This is a genomic window from Bradyrhizobium sp. JR4.3, assembly GCF_040547695.1.
GTDB lineage: Bacteria > Pseudomonadota > Alphaproteobacteria > Rhizobiales > Xanthobacteraceae > Bradyrhizobium > Bradyrhizobium canariense.
Genome location: NZ_JBEPQF010000010.1, coordinates 1 through 18,857, shown reverse-complemented (window position 1 = coordinate 18,857; position 18,857 = coordinate 1). Strand labels below are relative to the sequence as shown.

14 protein-coding genes and 1 pseudogene are annotated in these 18,857 nt (G+C 63.8%); 5 read left to right on the top strand and 10 right to left on the bottom strand.

Annotated elements, in window-relative coordinates:
* The first annotated feature begins 229 nt into the window (after positions 1-229).
* A complete protein-coding gene (locus ABIB91_RS17730) occupies positions 230-1,300 on the top strand; it encodes a glycosyltransferase family 4 protein (protein ID WP_007594036.1) in 1,071 nt (356 codons plus the stop codon).
* Positions 1,301-1,433: 133 nt separating this feature from the next.
* Here the strand turns inward: ABIB91_RS17730 and ABIB91_RS17725 are convergent, their stop codons facing one another.
* The 6 genes and pseudogenes from ABIB91_RS17725 to ABIB91_RS17700 form a co-directional block, all read right to left on the bottom strand.
* The gene (locus tag ABIB91_RS17725) at positions 1,434-3,380 is read right to left on the bottom strand and encodes an alkyl/aryl-sulfatase (protein WP_354163240.1); all 1,947 of its coding nucleotides are present in this window, start codon (positions 3,378-3,380) and stop codon (positions 1,434-1,436) included.
* A 66-nt stretch (positions 3,381-3,446) separates the two neighbouring features.
* Positions 3,447-4,613 carry a diguanylate cyclase domain-containing protein gene (locus ABIB91_RS17720; RefSeq protein WP_354163243.1) on the bottom strand — a complete coding sequence of 389 codons (1,167 nt, stop codon included), beginning with the start codon at positions 4,611-4,613 and terminating at the stop codon, positions 3,447-3,449.
* A gap of 119 nt (positions 4,614-4,732) precedes the next feature.
* The gene (locus ABIB91_RS17715) at positions 4,733-6,013 is read right to left on the bottom strand and encodes a TRAP transporter large permease (RefSeq protein WP_354163358.1); all 1,281 of its coding nucleotides are present in this window, start codon (positions 6,011-6,013) and stop codon (positions 4,733-4,735) included.
* 222 nt (positions 6,014-6,235) lie between these two features.
* Positions 6,236-6,709, bottom strand: a pseudogene (locus ABIB91_RS17710) (TRAP transporter small permease); the annotation flags it as partial.
* Between the two features lie 151 nt (positions 6,710-6,860).
* Positions 6,861-7,874: a DctP family TRAP transporter solute-binding subunit gene (locus tag ABIB91_RS17705; RefSeq protein ID WP_354163246.1), complete on the bottom strand. Its 1,014-nt coding sequence runs from the start codon at positions 7,872-7,874 to the stop codon at positions 6,861-6,863.
* 184 nt (positions 7,875-8,058) lie between these two features.
* Positions 8,059-8,829, bottom strand: a complete 771-nt coding sequence (locus tag ABIB91_RS17700) for a methyltransferase domain-containing protein (protein WP_354127778.1) — start codon at positions 8,827-8,829, stop codon at positions 8,059-8,061.
* Between the two features lie 170 nt (positions 8,830-8,999).
* Between ABIB91_RS17700 and ABIB91_RS17695 the strand changes: the two genes are divergently transcribed.
* Positions 9,000-9,743, top strand: coding sequence for an SDR family NAD(P)-dependent oxidoreductase (locus ABIB91_RS17695; protein WP_007594043.1), 744 nt, complete (start codon positions 9,000-9,002; stop codon positions 9,741-9,743).
* A 38-nt stretch (positions 9,744-9,781) separates the two neighbouring features.
* Here the strand turns inward: ABIB91_RS17695 and ABIB91_RS17690 are convergent, their stop codons facing one another.
* The 3 genes from ABIB91_RS17690 to ABIB91_RS17680 all read right to left on the bottom strand — a co-directional run bounded on the left by ABIB91_RS17690 (position 9,782) and on the right by ABIB91_RS17680 (position 12,651).
* The gene (locus ABIB91_RS17690) at positions 9,782-10,753 is read right to left on the bottom strand and encodes an ABC transporter substrate-binding protein (protein WP_354163251.1); all 972 of its coding nucleotides are present in this window, start codon (positions 10,751-10,753) and stop codon (positions 9,782-9,784) included.
* A 191-nt stretch (positions 10,754-10,944) separates the two neighbouring features.
* On the bottom strand, positions 10,945-11,223 hold the full coding sequence (locus tag ABIB91_RS17685; RefSeq protein ID WP_354163254.1) for a hypothetical protein: 279 nt from the start codon (positions 11,221-11,223) through the stop codon (positions 10,945-10,947).
* A 366-nt stretch (positions 11,224-11,589) separates the two neighbouring features.
* Positions 11,590-12,651 carry an isocitrate/isopropylmalate dehydrogenase family protein gene (locus ABIB91_RS17680; protein ID WP_354163256.1) on the bottom strand — a complete coding sequence of 354 codons (1,062 nt, stop codon included), beginning with the start codon at positions 12,649-12,651 and terminating at the stop codon, positions 11,590-11,592.
* 169 nt (positions 12,652-12,820) lie between these two features.
* Between ABIB91_RS17680 and ABIB91_RS17675 the strand changes: the two genes are divergently transcribed.
* Positions 12,821-14,209 carry an MFS transporter gene (locus ABIB91_RS17675; RefSeq protein WP_354163259.1) on the top strand — a complete coding sequence of 463 codons (1,389 nt, stop codon included), beginning with the start codon at positions 12,821-12,823 and terminating at the stop codon, positions 14,207-14,209.
* A gap of 4 nt (positions 14,210-14,213) precedes the next feature.
* Here ABIB91_RS17675 and ABIB91_RS17670 read toward each other — a convergent pair whose 3' ends face one another.
* Positions 14,214-15,833, bottom strand: a complete 1,620-nt coding sequence (locus tag ABIB91_RS17670; RefSeq protein WP_354163262.1) for a B12-binding domain-containing radical SAM protein — start codon at positions 15,831-15,833, stop codon at positions 14,214-14,216.
* 259 nt (positions 15,834-16,092) lie between these two features.
* Between ABIB91_RS17670 and ABIB91_RS17665 the strand changes: the two genes are divergently transcribed.
* Both ABIB91_RS17665 and ABIB91_RS17660 read left to right on the top strand, forming a co-directional pair.
* Positions 16,093-16,542 carry a (2Fe-2S)-binding protein gene (locus tag ABIB91_RS17665; RefSeq protein WP_219682774.1) on the top strand — a complete coding sequence of 150 codons (450 nt, stop codon included), beginning with the start codon at positions 16,093-16,095 and terminating at the stop codon, positions 16,540-16,542.
* A gap of 11 nt (positions 16,543-16,553) precedes the next feature.
* A complete protein-coding gene (locus tag ABIB91_RS17660) occupies positions 16,554-18,740 on the top strand; it encodes a xanthine dehydrogenase family protein molybdopterin-binding subunit (protein WP_354163265.1) in 2,187 nt (728 codons plus the stop codon).
* Positions 18,741-18,857 lie beyond the last annotated feature (117 nt).

The following is an 18,857-nucleotide window of genomic DNA, read 5'->3' as shown; positions in this document are numbered from 1 at the left end:
TGAACATCGACCACTTCGCCTCGGTTCCCGGGCACACTCATCACGACATGCGGATGCGGGCGTTCTGCGAAGATGTGATGGCAGCATCGCGACGGGCATCCGACGTGTCGAATAAGTAACGTTCGGAAGGAGGAACTTCGCAAGTGCGGGAACGTTCCCTTGTCTGGCGTGCCGGTGCTGAACAGGCGGGGGCTTTCTACAATCATGATCGCACAGAGGAGATGGTGAGATGCGCATCGCGCAGGTAGCTCCGTTGACGGAGGCTGTTCCACCCAAGCTGTATGGCGGCACCGAGCGGGTGGTGCATTGGTTGACGGAAGAGCTGGTGGCCCTTGGGCACGATGTGACGCTGTTCGCCAGCGGCGACTCGCAAACCTCGGCAAAGCTGGATGCGCTGTGGCCGCGGGCGCTCCGCCTCGACGGTTCCGTGCGCGATCCCAATGCGCTGCATATGGTGATGCTGGAGCGGGTGCGGCAAAAATGTGACGACGAGGAGTTCGACTTCCTCCACTTCCATCTCGATTATTATCCGTGGTCGCTGTTCTACCGGCAGCCGACGCCGTTCCTGACCACGCTGCACGGCCGGCTCGACCTGCCGGAGCATCAGCCGGTCTTCAACACCTTCTCGAAGGTCCCCGTCATCTCGATCTCGAACGCGCAGCGCCGGCCGGTGCCGCAGGCGAACTGGGTGAGGACGATCCACCACGGCCTGCCGGAGAACCTGCTGACGCCGAAGCCGGCGAAACAGGAATACCTCGCCGTGCTCGGCCGCATCGCGCCGGAAAAGGGCGTCGACCGCGCCATCAAGATCGCGACGCATTGCGGCATTCCGCTCAAGATCGCCGCCAAGGTCGATCGTGCTGACCAGGATTACTATGACGAGCTGATCCGGCCGATGATCGAGAACAATCCGCTGGTGGAATTCATCGGCGAGATCAGCGATCACGAGAAGTCGGACTTTTTGAGCGGCGCGCTCGGCCTCTTGTTGCCGATCGACTGGCCCGAGCCGTTTGGCCTCGTGATGATCGAAGCGATGGCCTGCGGAACGCCGGTCATCGCCTTCAATCGCGGCTCGGTGCCGGAGATCATCGACGAGGGCCTCACCGGGTTCGTCGTCGAGGACGTCCTCAGCGCAGCCGGCGTCGTCGGTCGCCTGTCGCAACTCGACCGCTCCGTCATTCGCAAGCAATTCGAGACGCGCTTCACGGCGCGGCGGATGGCGCTGGATTATCTCGCGGCCTATCGGAGCCTTGGCGAGGAACAGGCGCCGCGGATCAAGCTGGTGAGCAGCGCGGAGTAGCCGCTGTCATGCCCCGCGCTGGCGGGGCATCCAGTACGCCGCGGCAGCAGTTTGCTCACGCAACTCCCGCCGCGGAGTACTAGATCGTCCGGTCAAGCCGGACGATGACAGTGGGAACGCGGTGACGGCTGCGCTACCTCACCACCGCCCGCTTCGGCTCGACGATCTCGAACATGCGCGGGAATTCGTCCATCAGGCCCATCAGCTCCGCAAGACGCATCGGGTTGCCGGCGAATTTGACCTTGCCGGCGGTCACGGCCTCCGGGAAGCTGGTCAGTTTTGCGATCACCTCATCGAGCGTCGACCGCGCGAGCGTGAAGCTGGCATCGGCATTGTCCGCCTGCATGCCCTCTGTGTAGGTGAGCGCGCAGTTCTCCAGATTGAGCACGAAGGTCTCGCCGGTGTCGGAGAAGCTCCAGTTCAGCACGATGTGCTTTCCTTCCGCCTTTGGTCCGTTGAGGCGGATGCCGAGCACGTCCCAGAGCTGTGAGGTACGCAGCGCCGCCAGCGTCTCGCGCGGCATCGGCGGGCGTGCCGGCACCTTCGGCATGCCCTGGCGCAATTCCTGCGCGCCGAACAGATAGGCATTGCGCCAGGTCGCGCTTTCAGCGGCGTAGCCGAGCTGCTCCAACGTATCCGCCAGCAACGCACGCGCAGCCTGATTGTCCGGCTCGGCAAAGACGAGATGGCCGAGCGCCTGCGCCACGAAGCGGAATTCGCCCTTGTCGAAATCGACACGCGCCCGCGCGAGGATGGCGTCGGCGCCGCCCATGTACTCGACATATTTCCTGCCCGACTCAACCGGGGGCAGCGGATCGAGATTGACTGGATTGGCGTCGTACCAGCCCAGATACTTTTGATAGATCGCCTTCACGTTATGCCGGATGTGGCCGTAATAGCCGCGGCCGTGCCAGGCGCCCTCCAGGCTGTTGGGCAGCTGGATCGTTTCGGCAATCTCGGCCGCGGTGAGGCCGTGGTTCATCAGGCGGATGGTCTGGTCATGCGCGAACTTGTAGAGGTCGCGCTGCTGCCGGATCATCGTGCCGATGCGTTCGTGCCCCCACACCGGCCAGTGATGCTGGCCGCACATCGCTTCCGCCTTGCCGTCCCAGAGCTGCAAGGCCTCCCCCAGATATTTCGACCAGGCCAGCGCGTCGCGCACGTCGGCGCCGCGGAACGGCAGCAGATTGTGGAAATTGTGGGTGCAGTTCTCGGCGAGGTTCAACAGCTTGTAGCGCGGGATGAAGAAATGCATCTCCGCCGGCGCTTCGCTGTTCGGCGCCATCTGGAATTCGAATGCGACGCCGTCGATCACGCGCCGGTCGCCGGTCGCCACGATCAAATCGGTCGGCCGCAGCAGCGCCACCGAACCTGCCGCCATCGACTTGCCGAGGCCGCAATCGACCTGCCCGCGCACGCCCTTGGCGAGGAGCGGCCCGAACTGGTATTGCGCCCGGCGCAGCATCGCAGGTCCTGCGATGATGTTCTCGGAGACGGCATGCTCCATGAACAAGTTCGGCGCGATGATCGGGACGCGGCCGCTCGCGAGCGCATCCTCCTCCAGCACGCCGCGCGCGCCGCCCCAATGGTCGGTGTGAGTATGGGTGAAGATCACGGCCGCGACCGGTCGCTGGCCGCGATGCTTGTAGTAGAGATCGAGCGCGGCGCGCGCGCCCTCGATCGAGGTCAGGGTGTCGACGACGATGACGCCGCTGTCGCCTTCGATCAGCGTCATGTTGGCGATGTCGAGCCCACGCACCTGGTACACGCCGGGCACGACCTCGAACAGGCCGTGTTGCATGTTGAGCCGCGACTGCCGCCACAGGCTCGGATTGACCGTGGCTGGCGCCTCTTCAGTCGACAGGAAGCCGTAAGGCTCGAGGCTCCAGACCGTCCGCCCTTGCGGATTGGTGATCTCCGCGTTCTCGATCGTGCCGAGGAAGCCGCGCGCGGCGTCGTCGAAATCTCGCGTGTCGGAGAACGGCAGCGCGTTCAGCATCGCTGTTTGCTGCGCGATGATGGATGGCGTTGCGCCCTTCGGCCCGTTGCTGGCTTCGATGCTGGCTTCGATGCTGCTCATACTGCCCTCCCGGCTCGTCCCTTGGGAGGCATCTAACCGCATCTCGATTGCGGTTCCAACAAGTCCTTACGCAGCCAAACCTCCGGCCACCGGCTTACCGGAGGCGCGCATGTCCGCCGTCCGCAGCTCCCGCGCCAGCACGTAGCCGCCGCCGTCCTGCTTGGCGCGGTACATCGCCCGGTCGGAGCGCGACAACAGCCCCTCCACCGTGCGCCCATCCTGCGGCGCGACGGCAACGCCGACGCTGACGCCGAGCCCGATCACCTGCCCGTCGACATGATAGGGCGCGCTGAGCGATTGCACGATCCGCCGTGCCATCGCTTCCGCATCGGTCGCCGCGCGCTGCACCAGGATGAACTCGTCGCCGCCCATCCGGACCACGAGATCATGAGCTGCGGCAAGCGCCTTGAGCCGCCCGGCCACCTGCTTGAGCAGCGCGTCGCCGACTGGATGGCCGAACCGGTCATTGGCCTCCTTGAAGCGGTCGAGATCGAGCGCGTGGACGGCGATCATGCTGGAATTTCCGTCCGCCAGCATTCGCGGCAGATCCTCCGCCAGCACCGAGCGGTTAAAGACGCCGGTCATCGAGTCCGAGCGCGCGAGCCGCTCGAACTGTCGCTTGAGCGTGATCTGGCTGATCGAGGCATTGAAGCTCAGCCGCACCATCTCGAAGCTGGCGGCCACATACATCAGGATGAGGAGCCCGAGCCCGACATGGCGCAGATCGGGCTGCATGAACGTCACGATCGCGGCGGGCGCGGCGATCGCGACCAGATCGAGCAGTGCTGCGACCGGGCGCAGTGCCAGCCGCGCCACCACGCCGGCACCGAAGCCGAAACCGATGCCGACCGCCATCACGCAGCAGAGCGCGTCGCCGAGCACGATGCTGCGCGCGGCAAACACGCCCAGTACCAAGGCGGTGATGACGGTGCCGGCAATGTACCGCCGTTCCCAGCGCGCGGCCTCGGCCCGATCCAGCCGCGACGGCTGCGTGAGGCGACGGCGGAACGCAGCGATTTCGGACAGACGGATCATGGCCACGACGACACCGGCGACCGTAAGGGCTGCCGTGACCGCGTCACCGGTCTCGTAGGTTGTGATCGCGCCGACCATCACCTGGCAGACGGCGGCGAGAATAGTAGGGATCGTCGTGCCGTGCAGGCCCGTGATCACTTCCATGTAGACGACATCGGAAATCGACGCCCGTCCGGATTCCATTCTATTGAACAACATGCCAGCCTCATCCGCTCGCATGGTCCTACCGCACATCTGTAAAAATGTGTGCATCGCACAGCGGTGGCATTTGAACGAGCGGATTTACCGCGCGTTAGCCATGCATCGCCTGAGCTCGGCTACATGCCGAGCAGCCTCGGCAGCCACAGCGACAGACCGGGCCAGTATGTCACGACCACCAGGAATCCCAGCATTGTCAGCAGCCATGGCCACACCGCAACCGTGAGCTCGGTGATGCCCATCTTGGCGATGCCTGAGGCGACGTAGAGATTGAGGCCGACCGGCGGATGGCACAGCCCGACCTCCATGTTGACCGTCATCAGGATGCCGAAATGGATCGGATCGATGCCGAGCTTGATCGCAACCGGAAACAGGATCGGCGCCATGATCAGGATGATCGAGGACGGCTCCATCACGTTGCCGGCCAATAGCAGCAGGAGATTGACGACGAGCAGGAAGCCGATCCAGCCGAGGCCCTGGTCGATCATCCATTGCGCAAGCGCTTGCGGCACGTTCTCGTAAGTCATCAGGAACGAGAACAAGACGGCGTTGGTGATGATGTAGAGCAGCATCGCCGAAAGATTCGCCGATGACAGCAGCACCCGCGGCACGTCTCGCAGCTTCAAATCCTTGTAGATGAACACTGCGACGATGAAGGCGTACACCGCGCTGACGGCGGCAGCTTCGGTCGGTGTGAACAGGCCGCTGTAGATGCCGCCGATCACGATCACGATCAGCAGGATACCCCAGATCGACTTGCGGAGCGCATCGAAGCGCTCGTAGAGGGTTGCTTTCGGCATCCTCGGATAGTCGTTACGCCAGGCTCGATAGAACGTCGTGGCGCCGAGCAGCATGGCGAGCACCATTCCCGGCACAATGCCGGCGATGAACAGCTTGCCGACGGAGGTGTTGGTGGAGACGGCGAAAAGAACCATCGGAATCGATGGGGGAATGAGAATTCCCAATGAGCCCGAGGTCGTGATCACGCCCGCCCCGAACCTCTTCGGGAATCCCTGCGCGACCATCGCGGGCAGGATCACCGATCCGATCGCCACCACGGTGGCCGGCGACGAGCCGGAAATCGCGGCGAACAGCGCACAGGCGACCACGCCCGAGAGCGCAAGGCCGCCGTACCAATGGCCGACCAGCGACGTCGCGAACGTGATCATCCGGCGCGCCACGCCGCCATGGGTCAGGAAGTTGCCGGCAAGGATGAAGAACGGGATCGCCATGATCTCGAAGCTCTCGATGCCGGTAAACAGCTTCAGCGCCACCGATTCCGTTCGCACGTCGGTTAGCGTGAACATGAAGCTGAGCACGGTCAGACCGAGCGCGATCGAGATCGGCATGCCCGTGAGCATCAACGACAGTAGAAGGCCGAAAACCACGGCGACACGCAGCCCCTGCGGCAGCGTGATCACGTGCGCCGAATGGGCGAAGCACACGGCGACGATCAGGACCGGCAACAACATCAGGACCCAGCCGAGCGGGCTGCGTTCGTCGCGGACGACCTGACTGCGCGTGACCGGGGCCGGATGGACCGGGTCTATTTCGACGCCCTCGACGCCGGCCATGTCGTGGTGCGGCAGCTCGCCGGTGTGATAGAACGACCAGGCGACCTGCAGGAAGCGGAAGCACATCAGCCCGGAGCCGAGCGGGATGGTGAGATACACGAGCCACATCGGCGCTTCGAGGTCGTTAGATTGCTGGCCGGTCTGCCACATCTGGCCGACGAACGCGGCGCCGAAATAGCACACGATGGCAGTGAAAAGGGCGCCGCACATCAGGCCGAACGTGATGACGCGGCGGCGCGATCCGCCGGGAAGGACATTGACCAGGACGTCGACGCCGACATGGATGCCGGTGCGCACCCCGTAGGCCGCACCGAATTTCGCCATCCAGATGAACATGTAGATGCAGAGTTCCTGCGCCCAGGACAGGTCGAGGGCGGCAAGCCAGACGAACGCGGCTCGCGCGGGGACGGCCAGCAAGGCCAGGTTGCGCGCCTCCGCCCATTTGGCGATGTCGATCGACAGCCCGGCGCCATATCGGTGCAGCACGGCAACGAAGATGAGCAATGTCGCGGCCGCGATCATCGTCGCGATCAGCCATTCCTCGAGATGATCGAGCACACGATTCAATGCACGCAGCAACTTGGTCCCCTCAGCTTGGCTCATCATTCAAGAGCAACGGCCGGGAGTGCGATCACCCCCGACCGTTCATGGTTGTTCTTATAGCGCGCCGGCGTCAGTTCATCTTGACGTCGAGTTCCTTGGCGACGAGATCGAGCACCTCCTGCCCGACCCGCCCCTTCGCCCATTTGTAGGTCGGCTGCATCGCTTCCTGCCACGCCTTGCGATCGGCGTCAGTCAGATAATGCAGCGTGGTTTTGCCCGTCTTCTTGATCTCGGCCAGCGCATCCTCGTTTTCCTGGCGCGCGATCGAGTTGGTGTAGTCGGTCGCCTCGTTCATCGCCTTCTCGAGCTGGGCGCGGATATCGGGCGGCAGGCCGGACCAGAATTTCGAATTGACGATCACAGCATATTGCAGGTGCGCGTGATAGGACACGGTGATGTCCTTCTGCACCTCGTAGAACTTCTGCGTCAGGTAGTTGGACGCGGTGTTCTCGCAGCCGTCGACCACGCCCGTCTGCAAAGCCTGGTAGACTTCGGAAAACGCCATGATCTGGGGGATCGAGCCCATGATCCGGAGATATTGGTCGGCGACCTTCGATCCGGAGATGCGGAATTTCAGACCCTGGAAATCGGTCGGCTTCATCAGGGGACGGTTGGCGGAGAGCATGTGGAAGCCGTTGTCCCAATAAGCGAGCCCGGTGATGCCCTTGGTCTCGAGCCTCTGGAACAGCCACTTGCCGATCGTGCCCTTCATCGCGTTGGAATAGGTCTGGTCGTCCTTGAACAACCAGGGCAGGTCGAGCGCCTCGAATTCCTTGATACCGAGCGGTGCGAACTTCGCGGTCGAGGGGGCAAGCATCTGCACCGAGCCGAGCTGCAGCGCCTCGATCTCCTCCTTGTCCTTGTACAGCGTGGAGTTCGGGTAGATTTCGACCTTGACCTTGCCGTCGGTGTACTTCTCCGCGAGTTCCTTGAACTTCAGGGCGCCCTTGCCCTTAGGAGTGTCGTTGGCAACGACGTGGCTGAATTTGATGACGATCGGGCTCTGGGCCTGGGCCAAGACCGGAGACAAGACGGGACTCACGAGAACAGCTGCGGCGGCGACCGCAAGAAGCAGCTTGCGCATGAACGAACCTCCCAACAACCTCTAAAACCGGGTCTTTTTTGTTTTCCGATTTCAGTACTGACAGCAATCCGCCACCCGAACAACTAGACCTAAGCCCAATTTGCCGCAGCCAAGCTGTCTTGCGCAACCCGGCACCTGCTGCGTTCCCGGAAGCGAGCGCTTATGTCGCATTGCGGCAGTACGATCAGCCGTTGCGCTGGGCGACCATGAACAGACGCCGGAAGGGAAACAGCGTCTGTCCCGCGGCGTTCTTCGGATAGGCTTTCGCCACCCGCATCCCATAGGCGGCTTCGAATGCGGCCTTCTCGTCGCCCTGCAGGATGTCGAGATAGCGCGTCAGCCAAGTCCCCTTGGTCCACTCTTTCACGGGATTCTCGCCTTCCAGCACCTGCAGATATTCGGTCTCCCAGATGTCGATATTGGCCGACATCGGAGCAAGAAGACCGTGATAATAGGCCGGCGCTTCGACCGGCGGCGGCGTGACGAGATGCTCGACCTTGGACCGCCAGGGACCGTTCAGCGCGGTCTCGCCGATCAGCACATGCGAGGGCGCTAGAAAGTTTCGCGGCATCTGCACCGCGAGCATTCCGCCAGGCGTCACCTTCTCCATGATCGATGGAAACAGGGCCGCATGATTGGGCAGCCAGTGCAGCGCGGCATTGGAATAGACGACATCATATTGCTTCGTCGGGCGCCAGTGGCCGAGGTCCTCGTGTGACCATTCCACGTCCGGCGCCGCCTTGCGGCCGGCGGCAACCATCTCGGCCGAACCCTCGACACCGGTCACCGTCGCGTCCGGCCAACGCTCCTTGATCAGCCTGGTGACGTTGCCGGCGCCGGCGCCAAGATCGGCAACCGCACGCGGACCAGCATCCGGAATCCGCATCAAGAGGTCGACGGCGGGCCGGAGCCGGTGGCCGGAGAATTTCAGATATTGCTGCGGATCCCAGACCATCGCTCGGCGCCTTTTCTTTTTCGTGTTTCCTTCAACGCGGCTCTTGGTTACCACTGCTCGTCCCGGTCGGGCAAATCAGGCCGACGGGGCCAAGGCAGGAAACGAACAGAAAAAACGAACAGCCAAGCCAACAGCGACAAGCAGAAAAGCAAACAAGAGGGCGTGTCACCATGGATCTCGGGCTCAAATCGAAAACCGCCGTCGTCACCGGAGCGAGCGTCGGCATCGGCCGCGCCATCGCCAAGGGCTTGGCTGCTGAAGGCGTGCGCGTCGTCGGCGTGGCACGGCGCACCGACCTGCTCGCCGAGCTGGTGAGCGAAGTCGGCTCCGGTCTGATCACGCCATTCGAGCAGGACGTGATGGCCAAGGACGCGGCGGAGAGGATTTCGGCCTTCGCCGTGAGCGAGCTCGGCCATGTCGACATCCTCATCAACAATGCCGGCGGCAGCCGCCCCCTCCCCGTCGATGCGCCCGACAGCCAATGGGACGAAGCGATCGCGCTGAACTTCACCAGCTATCGCCGCATCGCGCATGCGCTGCTGCCGCAGATGATCGAACGCAAATGGGGCCGCATCGTCAACATCACCGGCAAGTCCGAGCCGGAAGGCCTCAACGCCGCGTTCGCCGCCAAAGCCGCCGTGCACGCCTGGGCCAAGGGCCTGTCGCGCGAGATCGGCGAGCACGGCATCACCATCAACTGCATCCCGCCCGGCCGCATCATGAGCGAACAGATCCGCCGCAACTACGCGCCCGATTATCGCGAGCGGTTCGCGGAGGAGGAGATTCCTGTCGGCTATTGGGGCGAGCCCGAAGACCTCGCCGCGCTCGCGGTCTTTCTGGCGTCGCCCGTGGCGCGCTACATCACGGGCACGGTGATCCCGGTGGATGGGGGGCTGAGGAGGTATCAGTTCTGAGCGAATTGGCTCGCCCGCTCGCCGAAAGGCCGCCGCCGTTATTCGATCACGTCGTCCGCGCGCACCAGCAACGACGGAGGTATCTCGACGCCGAGCGCCTTTGCGGTCTTGTGGTTGATGACGGTCTTGAACTGCGTCGGCTGCTCGATGGGAATCTCGGCGGGGTTGGCACCCTTCAATACCTTGTCGACGAAAACAGCCGCGTGGCGGAACATTGCGGTGAAGTCCACACCGTAACCCATCAGGGCGGCCCCGCGGGAGGCGACGATGGGTGCGGCAACCGATGGCACCCTGCACCTGTCCACGATAGCGGCGACCATGGACGTGTTGGTGACAAACGCGTTTGCGTCCGTGATCACGAGGCCGTCCATCGGGTTAGAGCCGACGAGTGACAGCGCGCTTTCGAGATCGCCGGGAACGTCGACCTCGATAGGTAGTAGCTCCATCTTCAATGCCTGCGCCGCGTTCCTCATGGTGCTCATTGTAGCGTTGTTCAGTGGATTTCCTCGCTGCATGAGCACCCCCACGCGTCTGGTCGAGGGAGCCAAGCCTGCGAGAATCTCCAGGCGCTTTGCAGCCAGTTCTGTGAGGAAAAAGGTTTGCCCCGTGATGTTGCCGCCAGGATGAGCCATGCTGGCTGCAAGGCCTATGGTCACCAGATCGGGGCCCACGATCATTACGGTCGGAATTTTTGCCGTCGCGTTGTGAGCGGCAAGAATCCCGGGGAATGTGGCTGTGACGAGAACGTCAACATCAAGAGCGACGAGTTCATTCGCAAGCGCCGGCAGCTTGCCGTCGTCGCCACCGGCGTCGCGATATTCGACATGAACGTTCACGCCGTTAACCCATCCGAGATCGCTGAGTCCCTTGAGGAACGCGTCGACTTCCAAATTCCGCGGTGGGGGGAGGAGAAGGCCAATTCGGGGCATTCGCTTCACTTGCTGTGCTCGCGCTGCCAGAGGCAACGCAGACGCCACACCAACCAGAGTCAGGAATTCTCGTCGTTTCATTACCAATCCGATCTCATACACCCCGGCTGAGAACAGCCATTGTTCTACGTTGGTCCAAGCTGCACTGATGACCGGGTCAGGTCAAAGGCGGCAGTCTGCACCGGAGGCGATGACTTCTGCTCTAGCCAGACTCCGGACCTGCCGATGCCGTATGCCAAGCGACGTAAGGGCCATAAGCGGAAGTGATCACATTAAACGGGGTAGCGCCATTTCAATGCGCGCCGCACGAACAAGAGCGCTGCTACCACGATCACCAGGACGACAAGATAGGCGGCAACAGCCCACCGCTCGTGTGGCAGGTAACCCGGAGCCAACATAAGCACCACTAGAATGCAAAGGAGCGCCGTTTGTGCGTAGAACAACGGCGAGCGCAGCATTCCCGTCGGTTTCAGTTCCGCAAGCCGGTCGCCAGCACGCGTCGCGCGACGGTAAACAAACACTAAGACTGCGAAGGCAACAATCCAGGCCATACAACCCAGCTAGCAGTTCAGAATTTATGATACCTCAACGTGCGGTGGAAAAGGCAACATATCCAGCCTAACGTCTGCAACGGGTCCAAAAGGTGAATGCCGGAGCTGCCCGCGTAGATCTGCTTCAGCACAGGAGCGGGCATCGCTCCTTCACGGGAAGCACACATGGTCTTTTGCGGACCGGTGCAGTCCTGGCATCCTGCCAGTGTTTTGCCCGACGCGTCAACGTCATGGCCGCGGCAAATGTCGTCGCTGCGCGTTTCGGAAATCCCTTATTAATCAAGGGGCCTTCTACTGTGCATGGGGTTGTTTTCGCGTTTTTTGTTTTGAGCCTTTAAAAAAACACGCAAGACCCGCAGGACCACCTCACTCCGCCTGCAAGATCTCTGCGATCGCGGCCCCCGCCGCGATGGTGCCGAGCTTTCCGCCGACATCGCGCGTTGCCCTGCCTTCGCCGATCGCTTTTGCCACCGCCACCTCGATCGCACGAGCGGCTTCCTCGTACCGTACCGCGCCGCTGTTCTCGCCGTGCCAGGCCAGCAGCAGGGCCGTCGACAGGACCAGCGAGACCGGATTGGCGACATCCTGCCCTGCTATGTCAGGCGCCGAGCCATGCGCGGCCTGCGCCATGGCGTGGCTGTGACCGACATTAAGCGAGCCGCCGAGGCCGAGGCTGCCGGAAAGCTCTGCGGTGAGATCGGACAGGATGTCGCCGAACATGTTGGTGGCGACGATGACGTCGAAGCGGTCGGGGTTGCGTACAACATGCGCCATCATGGCGTCGACGAGGATGTCGTCGACGGCGAGGCCGGGATAGGCGTTCGCCGCCTCGCGGCAGATGTCGAGGAACATGCCGTCGCCGAGCTTGAGCACATTGGCCTTGTGCACGATGGAGAGATGCTTGCGCCGCTTCATCGCCAGCCGGCACGCCGCGTGCGCGATGCGCTCGCAGCAATGGCGAGTGATCCGGCGCAGCGAGATCACGACGTCAGGCGTGACCAGCATCTCGCCATTGCCCTGCTCCATGTTGCGGTCGGCGTAAAACCCTTCCGTGTTCTCGCGCACCACGACGAGGTCGAAATCGCCGGCCCGGCCGGACCGCCCCGCATAGGTACGAGCCGGCCTGACATTGGCGTAGAGGTCGAGGTTCTTGCGAAAATGCCGCGACGGGTTGATCTCGCCGCGGGCCTCGTCCTTGAAGTCGAAAGTCGCTGTCGGCCCGAGGATCAGGCCGTCGGCGGCGCGGACGATGTCGAGCAGCTCGGGGCGCACCGTCGTGCCGAATTGTTTGAGGCTCGCATGGCCAACTGCGTGCTCCTCCAGCCGCAGATTGAGCTGGAAGCGCTCGGAGGCGGCACGCAACACGCCTGATGTCGCGGTCGTGATCTCGGGCCCGATGCCGTCACCGGGCAAAACGACGATGTGCATGGCGCTCCCCTGACATTGCAGCAGCTCATGCGATCATACGCCGGCGCCCGGAATCATCGCCCAGCCTTCGCGCATACACTGCATGCAAGCATATGCCTGTGGAAGGCGGCCGCGCCGTAGTACATGCCAAGTCCCCTGGAGCCGGCCGCCGGAGCAACGCGCTAACGCAATGACAATCACGTTACCCGCCGCCGCGCGCAAGCCCGACCACACCATTTCCGACGGCCTTCCGCCCGCACAGCGGCGCTGGGCCATTGCCGCGATCTTCACCGCGCTGGCGATGGCCTCGCTCGACACCGCGATCGCCAACATCGCGCTGCCCGCCATTGCCGGCGACCTGCATGTCAGCCCTGAGCAATCGGTCTGGGTGGTCAACGTCTACCAGATCGCGCTGGTGGCGACCCTGCTGCCGTTGGGAGCACTCGGCGAGATCGTCGGGCACCAGCGCATCTATCTCGGCGGCCTGATCCTGTTCACCATCGCCTCGCTGTTCTGCGCGGTGGCCTGGTCGCTGGAGAGCCTGCTGGTTGCGCGCACGCTGCAAGGGTTAGGTGCGAGCGGCATCATGAGCGTCAACACGGCGCTGGTGCGCTTCGTCTATCCCGGCCGGATGCTCGGCCGCGGCTTCGGCCACAACGCGCTGGTGGTCGCGACCGCCTTCACCTTCGGTCCCTCGATCGCCTCCGCCATCCTCGCGCTCGGCCCGTGGCCATGGCTGTTCGCCGTCAACATCCCGTTCGGCCTCGTCGCGATCGGCATCGGCTTTGCGATGCTGCCGAAAACGCCGCGCGCCGATCACGGCTTTGACTTCCTCGGCGCGATCCTGGCGTCGGCCTGTCTCGGGTTGTTCATCACGGGCATCGGCAGTGCTGCGCACAATCTGTCACCAGTGGTCGTGGGCATCGAGCTGCTCACGGCCCTGGTGCTCGGCTTCATCCTGACGCGCCGCCATGCCGACCATCCCGCGCCGATGCTGCCGATCGATCTGTTAAGTCGGCCGATGTTCGCGCTGTCGGCGGCGACCGCGGTATGCTCGTTCGCGGTGCAGGGCCTCGCCTTTGTCTCGCTGCCGTTCTATTTCGAGGACGTGCTGGGGCGTTCGCAGGTCGAGACCGGCTTCTTCATGACGCCATGGCCGCTGGTGGTCGGCATCATGGCGCCGATCGCGGGACGCCTCTCCGACCGGCACGCGGTCGGACTGCTCGGCGGCATTGGGCTCGTGATGCTCGGCCTCGGCATGGCGCTGCTGGCGATGCTGCCGGCCAATCCTGCGATCCCCGACATCATCTGGCGGATGGTGATCTGCGGCATGGGGTTCGGCTTCTTCCAGGCGCCGAACATGAAGGCGGTGATGTCGAGCGCGCCGCCACATCGCAGCGGCAGCGCCTCCGGCATCGTCGCCACCGCGCGCCTGACCGGGCAGACGACGGGGGCCGCGCTCGCCGCAGCCTGCTTCTCGCTGGCCGGTCACGACGGCGCAGTCGTGGCATTGGCACTTGGCGCCGGCTTCGCCGCGCTCGGCAGCGTGATGAGCTTTTTGCGGTTGGCGGTGGAGTAGACCGTCAGGCCAGATGGCGGGCTGCCGTCACCTCGACAGTCGCGGCCGGAATGACCGTCTCCTCGTCGAGCGCAGCGAGGCGCTGATCGATGGCAGCGATGACCTTGCGCGAGAACGGCCCGAGATGGGCATAGGCGGCAATCATCTGCACGGCGATCCGCGCCGATGAGGTGTCGCGCTTGGCGCAGCTCATGAAGGTCTGCCACAGCGGCCCGCGCGCCTCGGGAAGGGCTGTGACCACCTTGTGCACCGTTTCCATCGCCCCGAGCCCGGCGCGGATATCGCCCTCGGCGAGCTCTTGGCGCTGCTTGGACCGGTCGAGCAGCGTCATCAGGCGATCAACGCGCCTTGCATAGGCCTCTGGGCTATAGATGTGCTCCAGCACGCGCTTGTAGTCCGTCAGGATGTCGCGCAACGGGCGCACCGGATCGAAGTTGATCCCAGCGGTACACTGATCGGCGCCGATGGTCGGCGCCAAATCGTGGCCCGGGTGCAGCCGGCCTTCGCGCTCGAGGCGGCGCGTGAGCTGCGTGTTCGGCAAGGCATAGAGCAGGCCGACCATGCTGACGGGGATCGCCGCCTCTTCGATGAAGTCGATCATGGCATCCGCCATCGAGAGCTTCTCATTGTCGAAGCCGACGATGAAACCGGCGGTGACGAGCATGCCCGCGGCGTAGATCTTGTGGATGCTCTCGGCGATGTTCCGCCGCGTGTTCTGCTTCTTCCGCATCGCGACCAGCGTCGCCGGATCCGGACTTTCGATACCGACGAAGATGGCGAAGAAATTCGCCGCGCCCATCAGCTCCAATAGCTCGGGATCGTCGGCCAAATTGACCGAGGCCTCAGTCGACAATTCGAAGGGATAGCCGTGAGCACGCTGCCATTCGGCGAGCTGGGGCAGGAACAGCCGCAGCGACTTCTTGTTGCCGATGAAATTGTCGTCGACGAAGTCGAGATGGCCGCGGTAGCCCATGGCGTAGAGCCTGTCGAGCTCGTTCAGCATTTGCTCATTCGTCTTGGTTCGCGGCACCCGGCCATAGAGCTCGATGATATCACAGAACTCGCAGGTGAACGGGCAGCCGCGGGAATACTGCACACCGAGATAAAGGTAGTCCTCGAACTTCAGCAGGTCGAAGCGCGGCACCGGCGTCTTGGTGACGTCGGCCTGGAATTTTGGCGCGATGAAGACGCCGGAGCGGGCGCCACTGTCCCAGGCCGCGACGAATTCGTGGAGAACGCTCTCGGCCTCTCCGAGCACCTGGAAGTCGGCCCTCTCATAGATATGGGGGCTTGAGGTGGGATCGGGACCGCCGACGACCACCGGCTTGCCCGCGGCACGGCAAATTTCGATCAGGCGCAGCGTGTCGGCCTGCTGCGGCATCATTCCGCCCGTGAAGACGACGTCGGCCCAGGAAAGATCCTCGTCGCTGAAGGCTTCCGTGTTGCAATCGATCAGCCGGACCGTCCAGTGCTCGGGCAACATCGCGGCAACGGTGATCAGCCCCAAAGGGGCCGCAGGGCGCTTCACGCCCAACACTTTGCAGGATTCGCCAAAGCTCCAGAAGGACTCTGCCGAGAACAGCGGATAGAGCATCAGGACTTTGCAAGGCTGCGGTACGTTCATGGAACCTCTTTTTGGCTGATTCCACTGTAGCAGAGCATTGTCGACTTGCACCCCGGCAAAAGAGACAAACTGTCGCTCCGGTTCCAAGGGCGTCTGCGCACGGAAGCCGGTAGACGTCGCCCCAAGCCGTGCCGCGGGCCGCCCAGGGAGCAAATCTCTGGCGGCTACCCCCCGGACTGTTGATTTGAACGTTTCCAATTTGCCGGACACATTGCGCCCCTGAGTCCAATCGGTGGATTGGGCCAATCAGGGGACTGCGATGGCAAACCTAACAATCAACGGAAAAACCTTCACGCTCGACGTCGAGCCGGATACGCCCCTGCTCTGGGCGATCCGCGAGAATGCCGGCCTGACCGGCACGAAATATGGCTGCGGCATTGCACAATGCGGCGCCTGCACCGTTCACATCGACGGCGTCGCCACCCGCTCCTGCGGCGTTTCGGTCGGCGAGGCCGCAGGCAAGAAGATCACGACCATCGAAGGGCTCGCCTCCGGCAACGCACTGCACAAGGTGCAGGAAGCCTGGATTGCCCAGGACGTGCCGCAATGCGGCTATTGCCAGAGCGGCATGATCATGGCGGTGGCGGCGCTGCTGAACGAGAAGCCGAAGCCGACCGACGCCGACATCGACGAGGCCATCACCAATATCTGCCGCTGCGGCACCTTCCAGCAGGTGCGCGAAGCGATCCACACGATCGCAAGCGCGTAAGGAGCCGCCACATGAACAAGCATGTCTCTCCCAGCATGAACCGCCGTGCCTTCGTCATCGGCACCGCCGCGGTCGGCGCAGGTCTCGCAATCGGCCTCGATATCCCCTTCGGCGGCCCCGCCGTGGTCCGCGCGGCCGACGGCTCCCCCGAGATCGGCGCCTGGGTCGTGGTCAGGCCCGACGACACCGTCGTCATCCGCATCGCCCGCTCCGAAATGGGCCAGGGCTCGCTCACCGGCCTTGCCCAGCTCGTCGCCGAGGAACTTGAATGCGACTGGTCGAAGGTCTCGACCGAATATCCGACACCGGGCCAGAGCGTCGCCCGCAAGCGCGTCTGGGGCGATTTCTCGACCGGCGGCAGCCGCGGCATTCGCTCCTCGCAAGACTATGTCCGCAAGGGCGGCGCCACCGCACGCGTGATGCTGATCCAGGCCGCCGCCGAGGCGTGGAACGTGCCGGCGTCCGAATGCACGGCCGCCAACAGCGTCATCACCCACACGCCGTCCGGCAAGACCACGACCTACGGCAAGGTCGCCGAGGCCGCGGCCAAGCTGACGCCGCCGGCCGACGTCAAGCTGAAGGATCCCAAGGACTGGAAGCTGATCGGCAAGGGCGTGAAGCGGCTGGACACCGCCGAGAAGACCACCGGCACCATGATCTACGGCATCGACGTCAAGCTGCCGGGCATGCTGAACGCCGCGATCAAGGATTGCCCGGTGTTCGGCGGCAAGCTGAAGAGCTATGACGAAGCCAAGATCACCGACATGAAAGGCGTCAAGAAGGTCGTCAAGGTCGGCGACACCGCGGTCGCGGTTGTTGCCGATACCTGGTGGCAGGCCAAGACCGCGTTGGAGGCGCTGCCGATCGTCTGGGACGAGGGCGACAACGCCAAGGTCTCGAGCGAGTCGATTGCAAAGTGGTTGGCCGAGGGTCTCGCCAACGACCAGCCGGCCTATGTCGGCAACAAGAACGGCGACGCCAAGGCGGCGATCGCCGGTGCCGCCAAGAAGATCGAGGCCGTCTACAGCTATCCCTACCAGAACCACGCCACGATGGAGCCGATGAACGCCACGGCGCTCTACACGGCCGACAAGTGCGAGGTCTGGTGCGGCACGCAGAATGGCGAGGCGGCCTTCGCCGCCACGTTGGAAGCGTCGGGCCTGCCGGCGGAGAAGTGCGACGTGCACAAGGTGATGCCCGGCGGCGGCTTCGGCCGGCGCGGCCAGACCGACTATGTCCGTCAGGCCGTCTTGATCGCCAAGCAGATGCCGGGCACGCCGATCAAGCTGTTGTGGTCGCGCGAAGAGGACATGGCGCACGGCAGATATCACCCGATCACCCAGTGCAAGATGACCGGCGCGTTCGATGCGGACAACAATCTGGTCGCGCTGCACTACCGCCTGTCCGGGCAATCGATCCTGTTCTCGCTCCGCCCCGAAGCGCTGCAGAACGGCATGGATCCGGCCGCATTCCAGGGCGTCGCCCAGTCCGGCGAAGCCGCGTTCGGTTACTCCGTGCCAAACCTCCTGGTCGAGCATGCGATGCGCAACCCGCACGTTCCGCCGGGCTTCTGGCGCGGCGTCAACGTCAATCAAAACGCGATCTACATGGAATGCTTCATGGACGAGCTGGCCCAGGCCGCAGGCCAGGACCCGCTCGAGTTTCGCCGCAAGCTGATGGGCAATCACCCCAAGCATCTGGCCGTGCTCAATGCCGTGGCGGAGAAGATCGGCTGGAGCACCCCGGCGCCGCAAGGCATCTATCGCGGCATCGCGCAGGTGATGGGCTATGGCAGCTATGTCGCCGGCGCCGCCGAGATCTCGGTGACCGACGGCAACAAGATCAAGGTGCATCGCATCGTCGCCTCCACCGATCCCGGCTACGTCGTCAATCCGGCGCAGGTGGAGCGGCAGATCGCGGGCTCCTTCGTCTATGGCCTCTCCGCGCTGTTCTACGGCGGCTGCACCGTCAAGGACGGCAAGATCGAGCAGACCAACTTCGACACCTACAATTCGATGCGCATCAACGAGATGCCGAAGGTGGAGTCGGTAATGGTGCCGAGCGGCGGGTTCTGGGGCGGTGTCGGCGAGCCGACCATCGGCGTCGCAGCGCCGGCGGTGCTCAATGCGTACTTCGCGGCGACGGGCAAACGCATCCGTTCGGTGCCGCTGCGCGACCAGAACATCACCTTCGCCTGAGAAACGCCGCGGGGGGGGGGCCGGCCGCCCGGGGCCCCCATCAGGGGCACAACCACACATAAGTGGGGGTCCACGCGGGGGGGCCGGCGCCGCCTCAACCCCCCCGCCCCCACAAAC

Excerpts from the sequence above, each read along its gene's own strand:
- ABIB91_RS17725 (WP_354163240.1), bottom strand. The coding sequence starts at position 3,380 with ATGAGCAGCATCGAAGCCAGCATCGAAGCCAGCAACGGGCCGAAGGGC.
- ABIB91_RS17680 (WP_354163256.1), bottom strand. The coding sequence starts at position 12,651 with ATGCACATCGTCGTTTTGCCCGGTGACGGCATCGGGCCCGAGATCACG.
- ABIB91_RS17730 (WP_007594036.1), top strand. The coding sequence starts at position 230 with ATGCGCATCGCGCAGGTAGCTCCGTTGACGGAGGCTGTTCCACCCAAG.
- ABIB91_RS17705 (WP_354163246.1), bottom strand. The coding sequence starts at position 7,874 with ATGCGCAAGCTGCTTCTTGCGGTCGCCGCCGCAGCTGTTCTCGTGAGT.
- ABIB91_RS17720 (WP_354163243.1), bottom strand. The coding sequence starts at position 4,613 with ATGTTGTTCAATAGAATGGAATCCGGACGGGCGTCGATTTCCGATGTC.
- ABIB91_RS17665 (WP_219682774.1), top strand. The coding sequence starts at position 16,093 with ATGGCAAACCTAACAATCAACGGAAAAACCTTCACGCTCGACGTCGAG.
- ABIB91_RS17690 (WP_354163251.1), bottom strand. The coding sequence starts at position 10,753 with ATGAAACGACGAGAATTCCTGACTCTGGTTGGTGTGGCGTCTGCGTTG.
- ABIB91_RS17660 (WP_354163265.1), top strand. The coding sequence starts at position 16,554 with ATGAACAAGCATGTCTCTCCCAGCATGAACCGCCGTGCCTTCGTCATC.
- ABIB91_RS17700 (WP_354127778.1), bottom strand. The coding sequence starts at position 8,829 with ATGGTCTGGGATCCGCAGCAATATCTGAAATTCTCCGGCCACCGGCTC.
- ABIB91_RS17670 (WP_354163262.1), bottom strand. The coding sequence starts at position 15,833 with ATGAACGTACCGCAGCCTTGCAAAGTCCTGATGCTCTATCCGCTGTTC.
- ABIB91_RS17695 (WP_007594043.1), top strand. The coding sequence starts at position 9,000 with ATGGATCTCGGGCTCAAATCGAAAACCGCCGTCGTCACCGGAGCGAGC.
- ABIB91_RS17675 (WP_354163259.1), top strand. The coding sequence starts at position 12,821 with ATGACAATCACGTTACCCGCCGCCGCGCGCAAGCCCGACCACACCATT.
- ABIB91_RS17685 (WP_354163254.1), bottom strand. The coding sequence starts at position 11,223 with ATGGCCTGGATTGTTGCCTTCGCAGTCTTAGTGTTTGTTTACCGTCGC.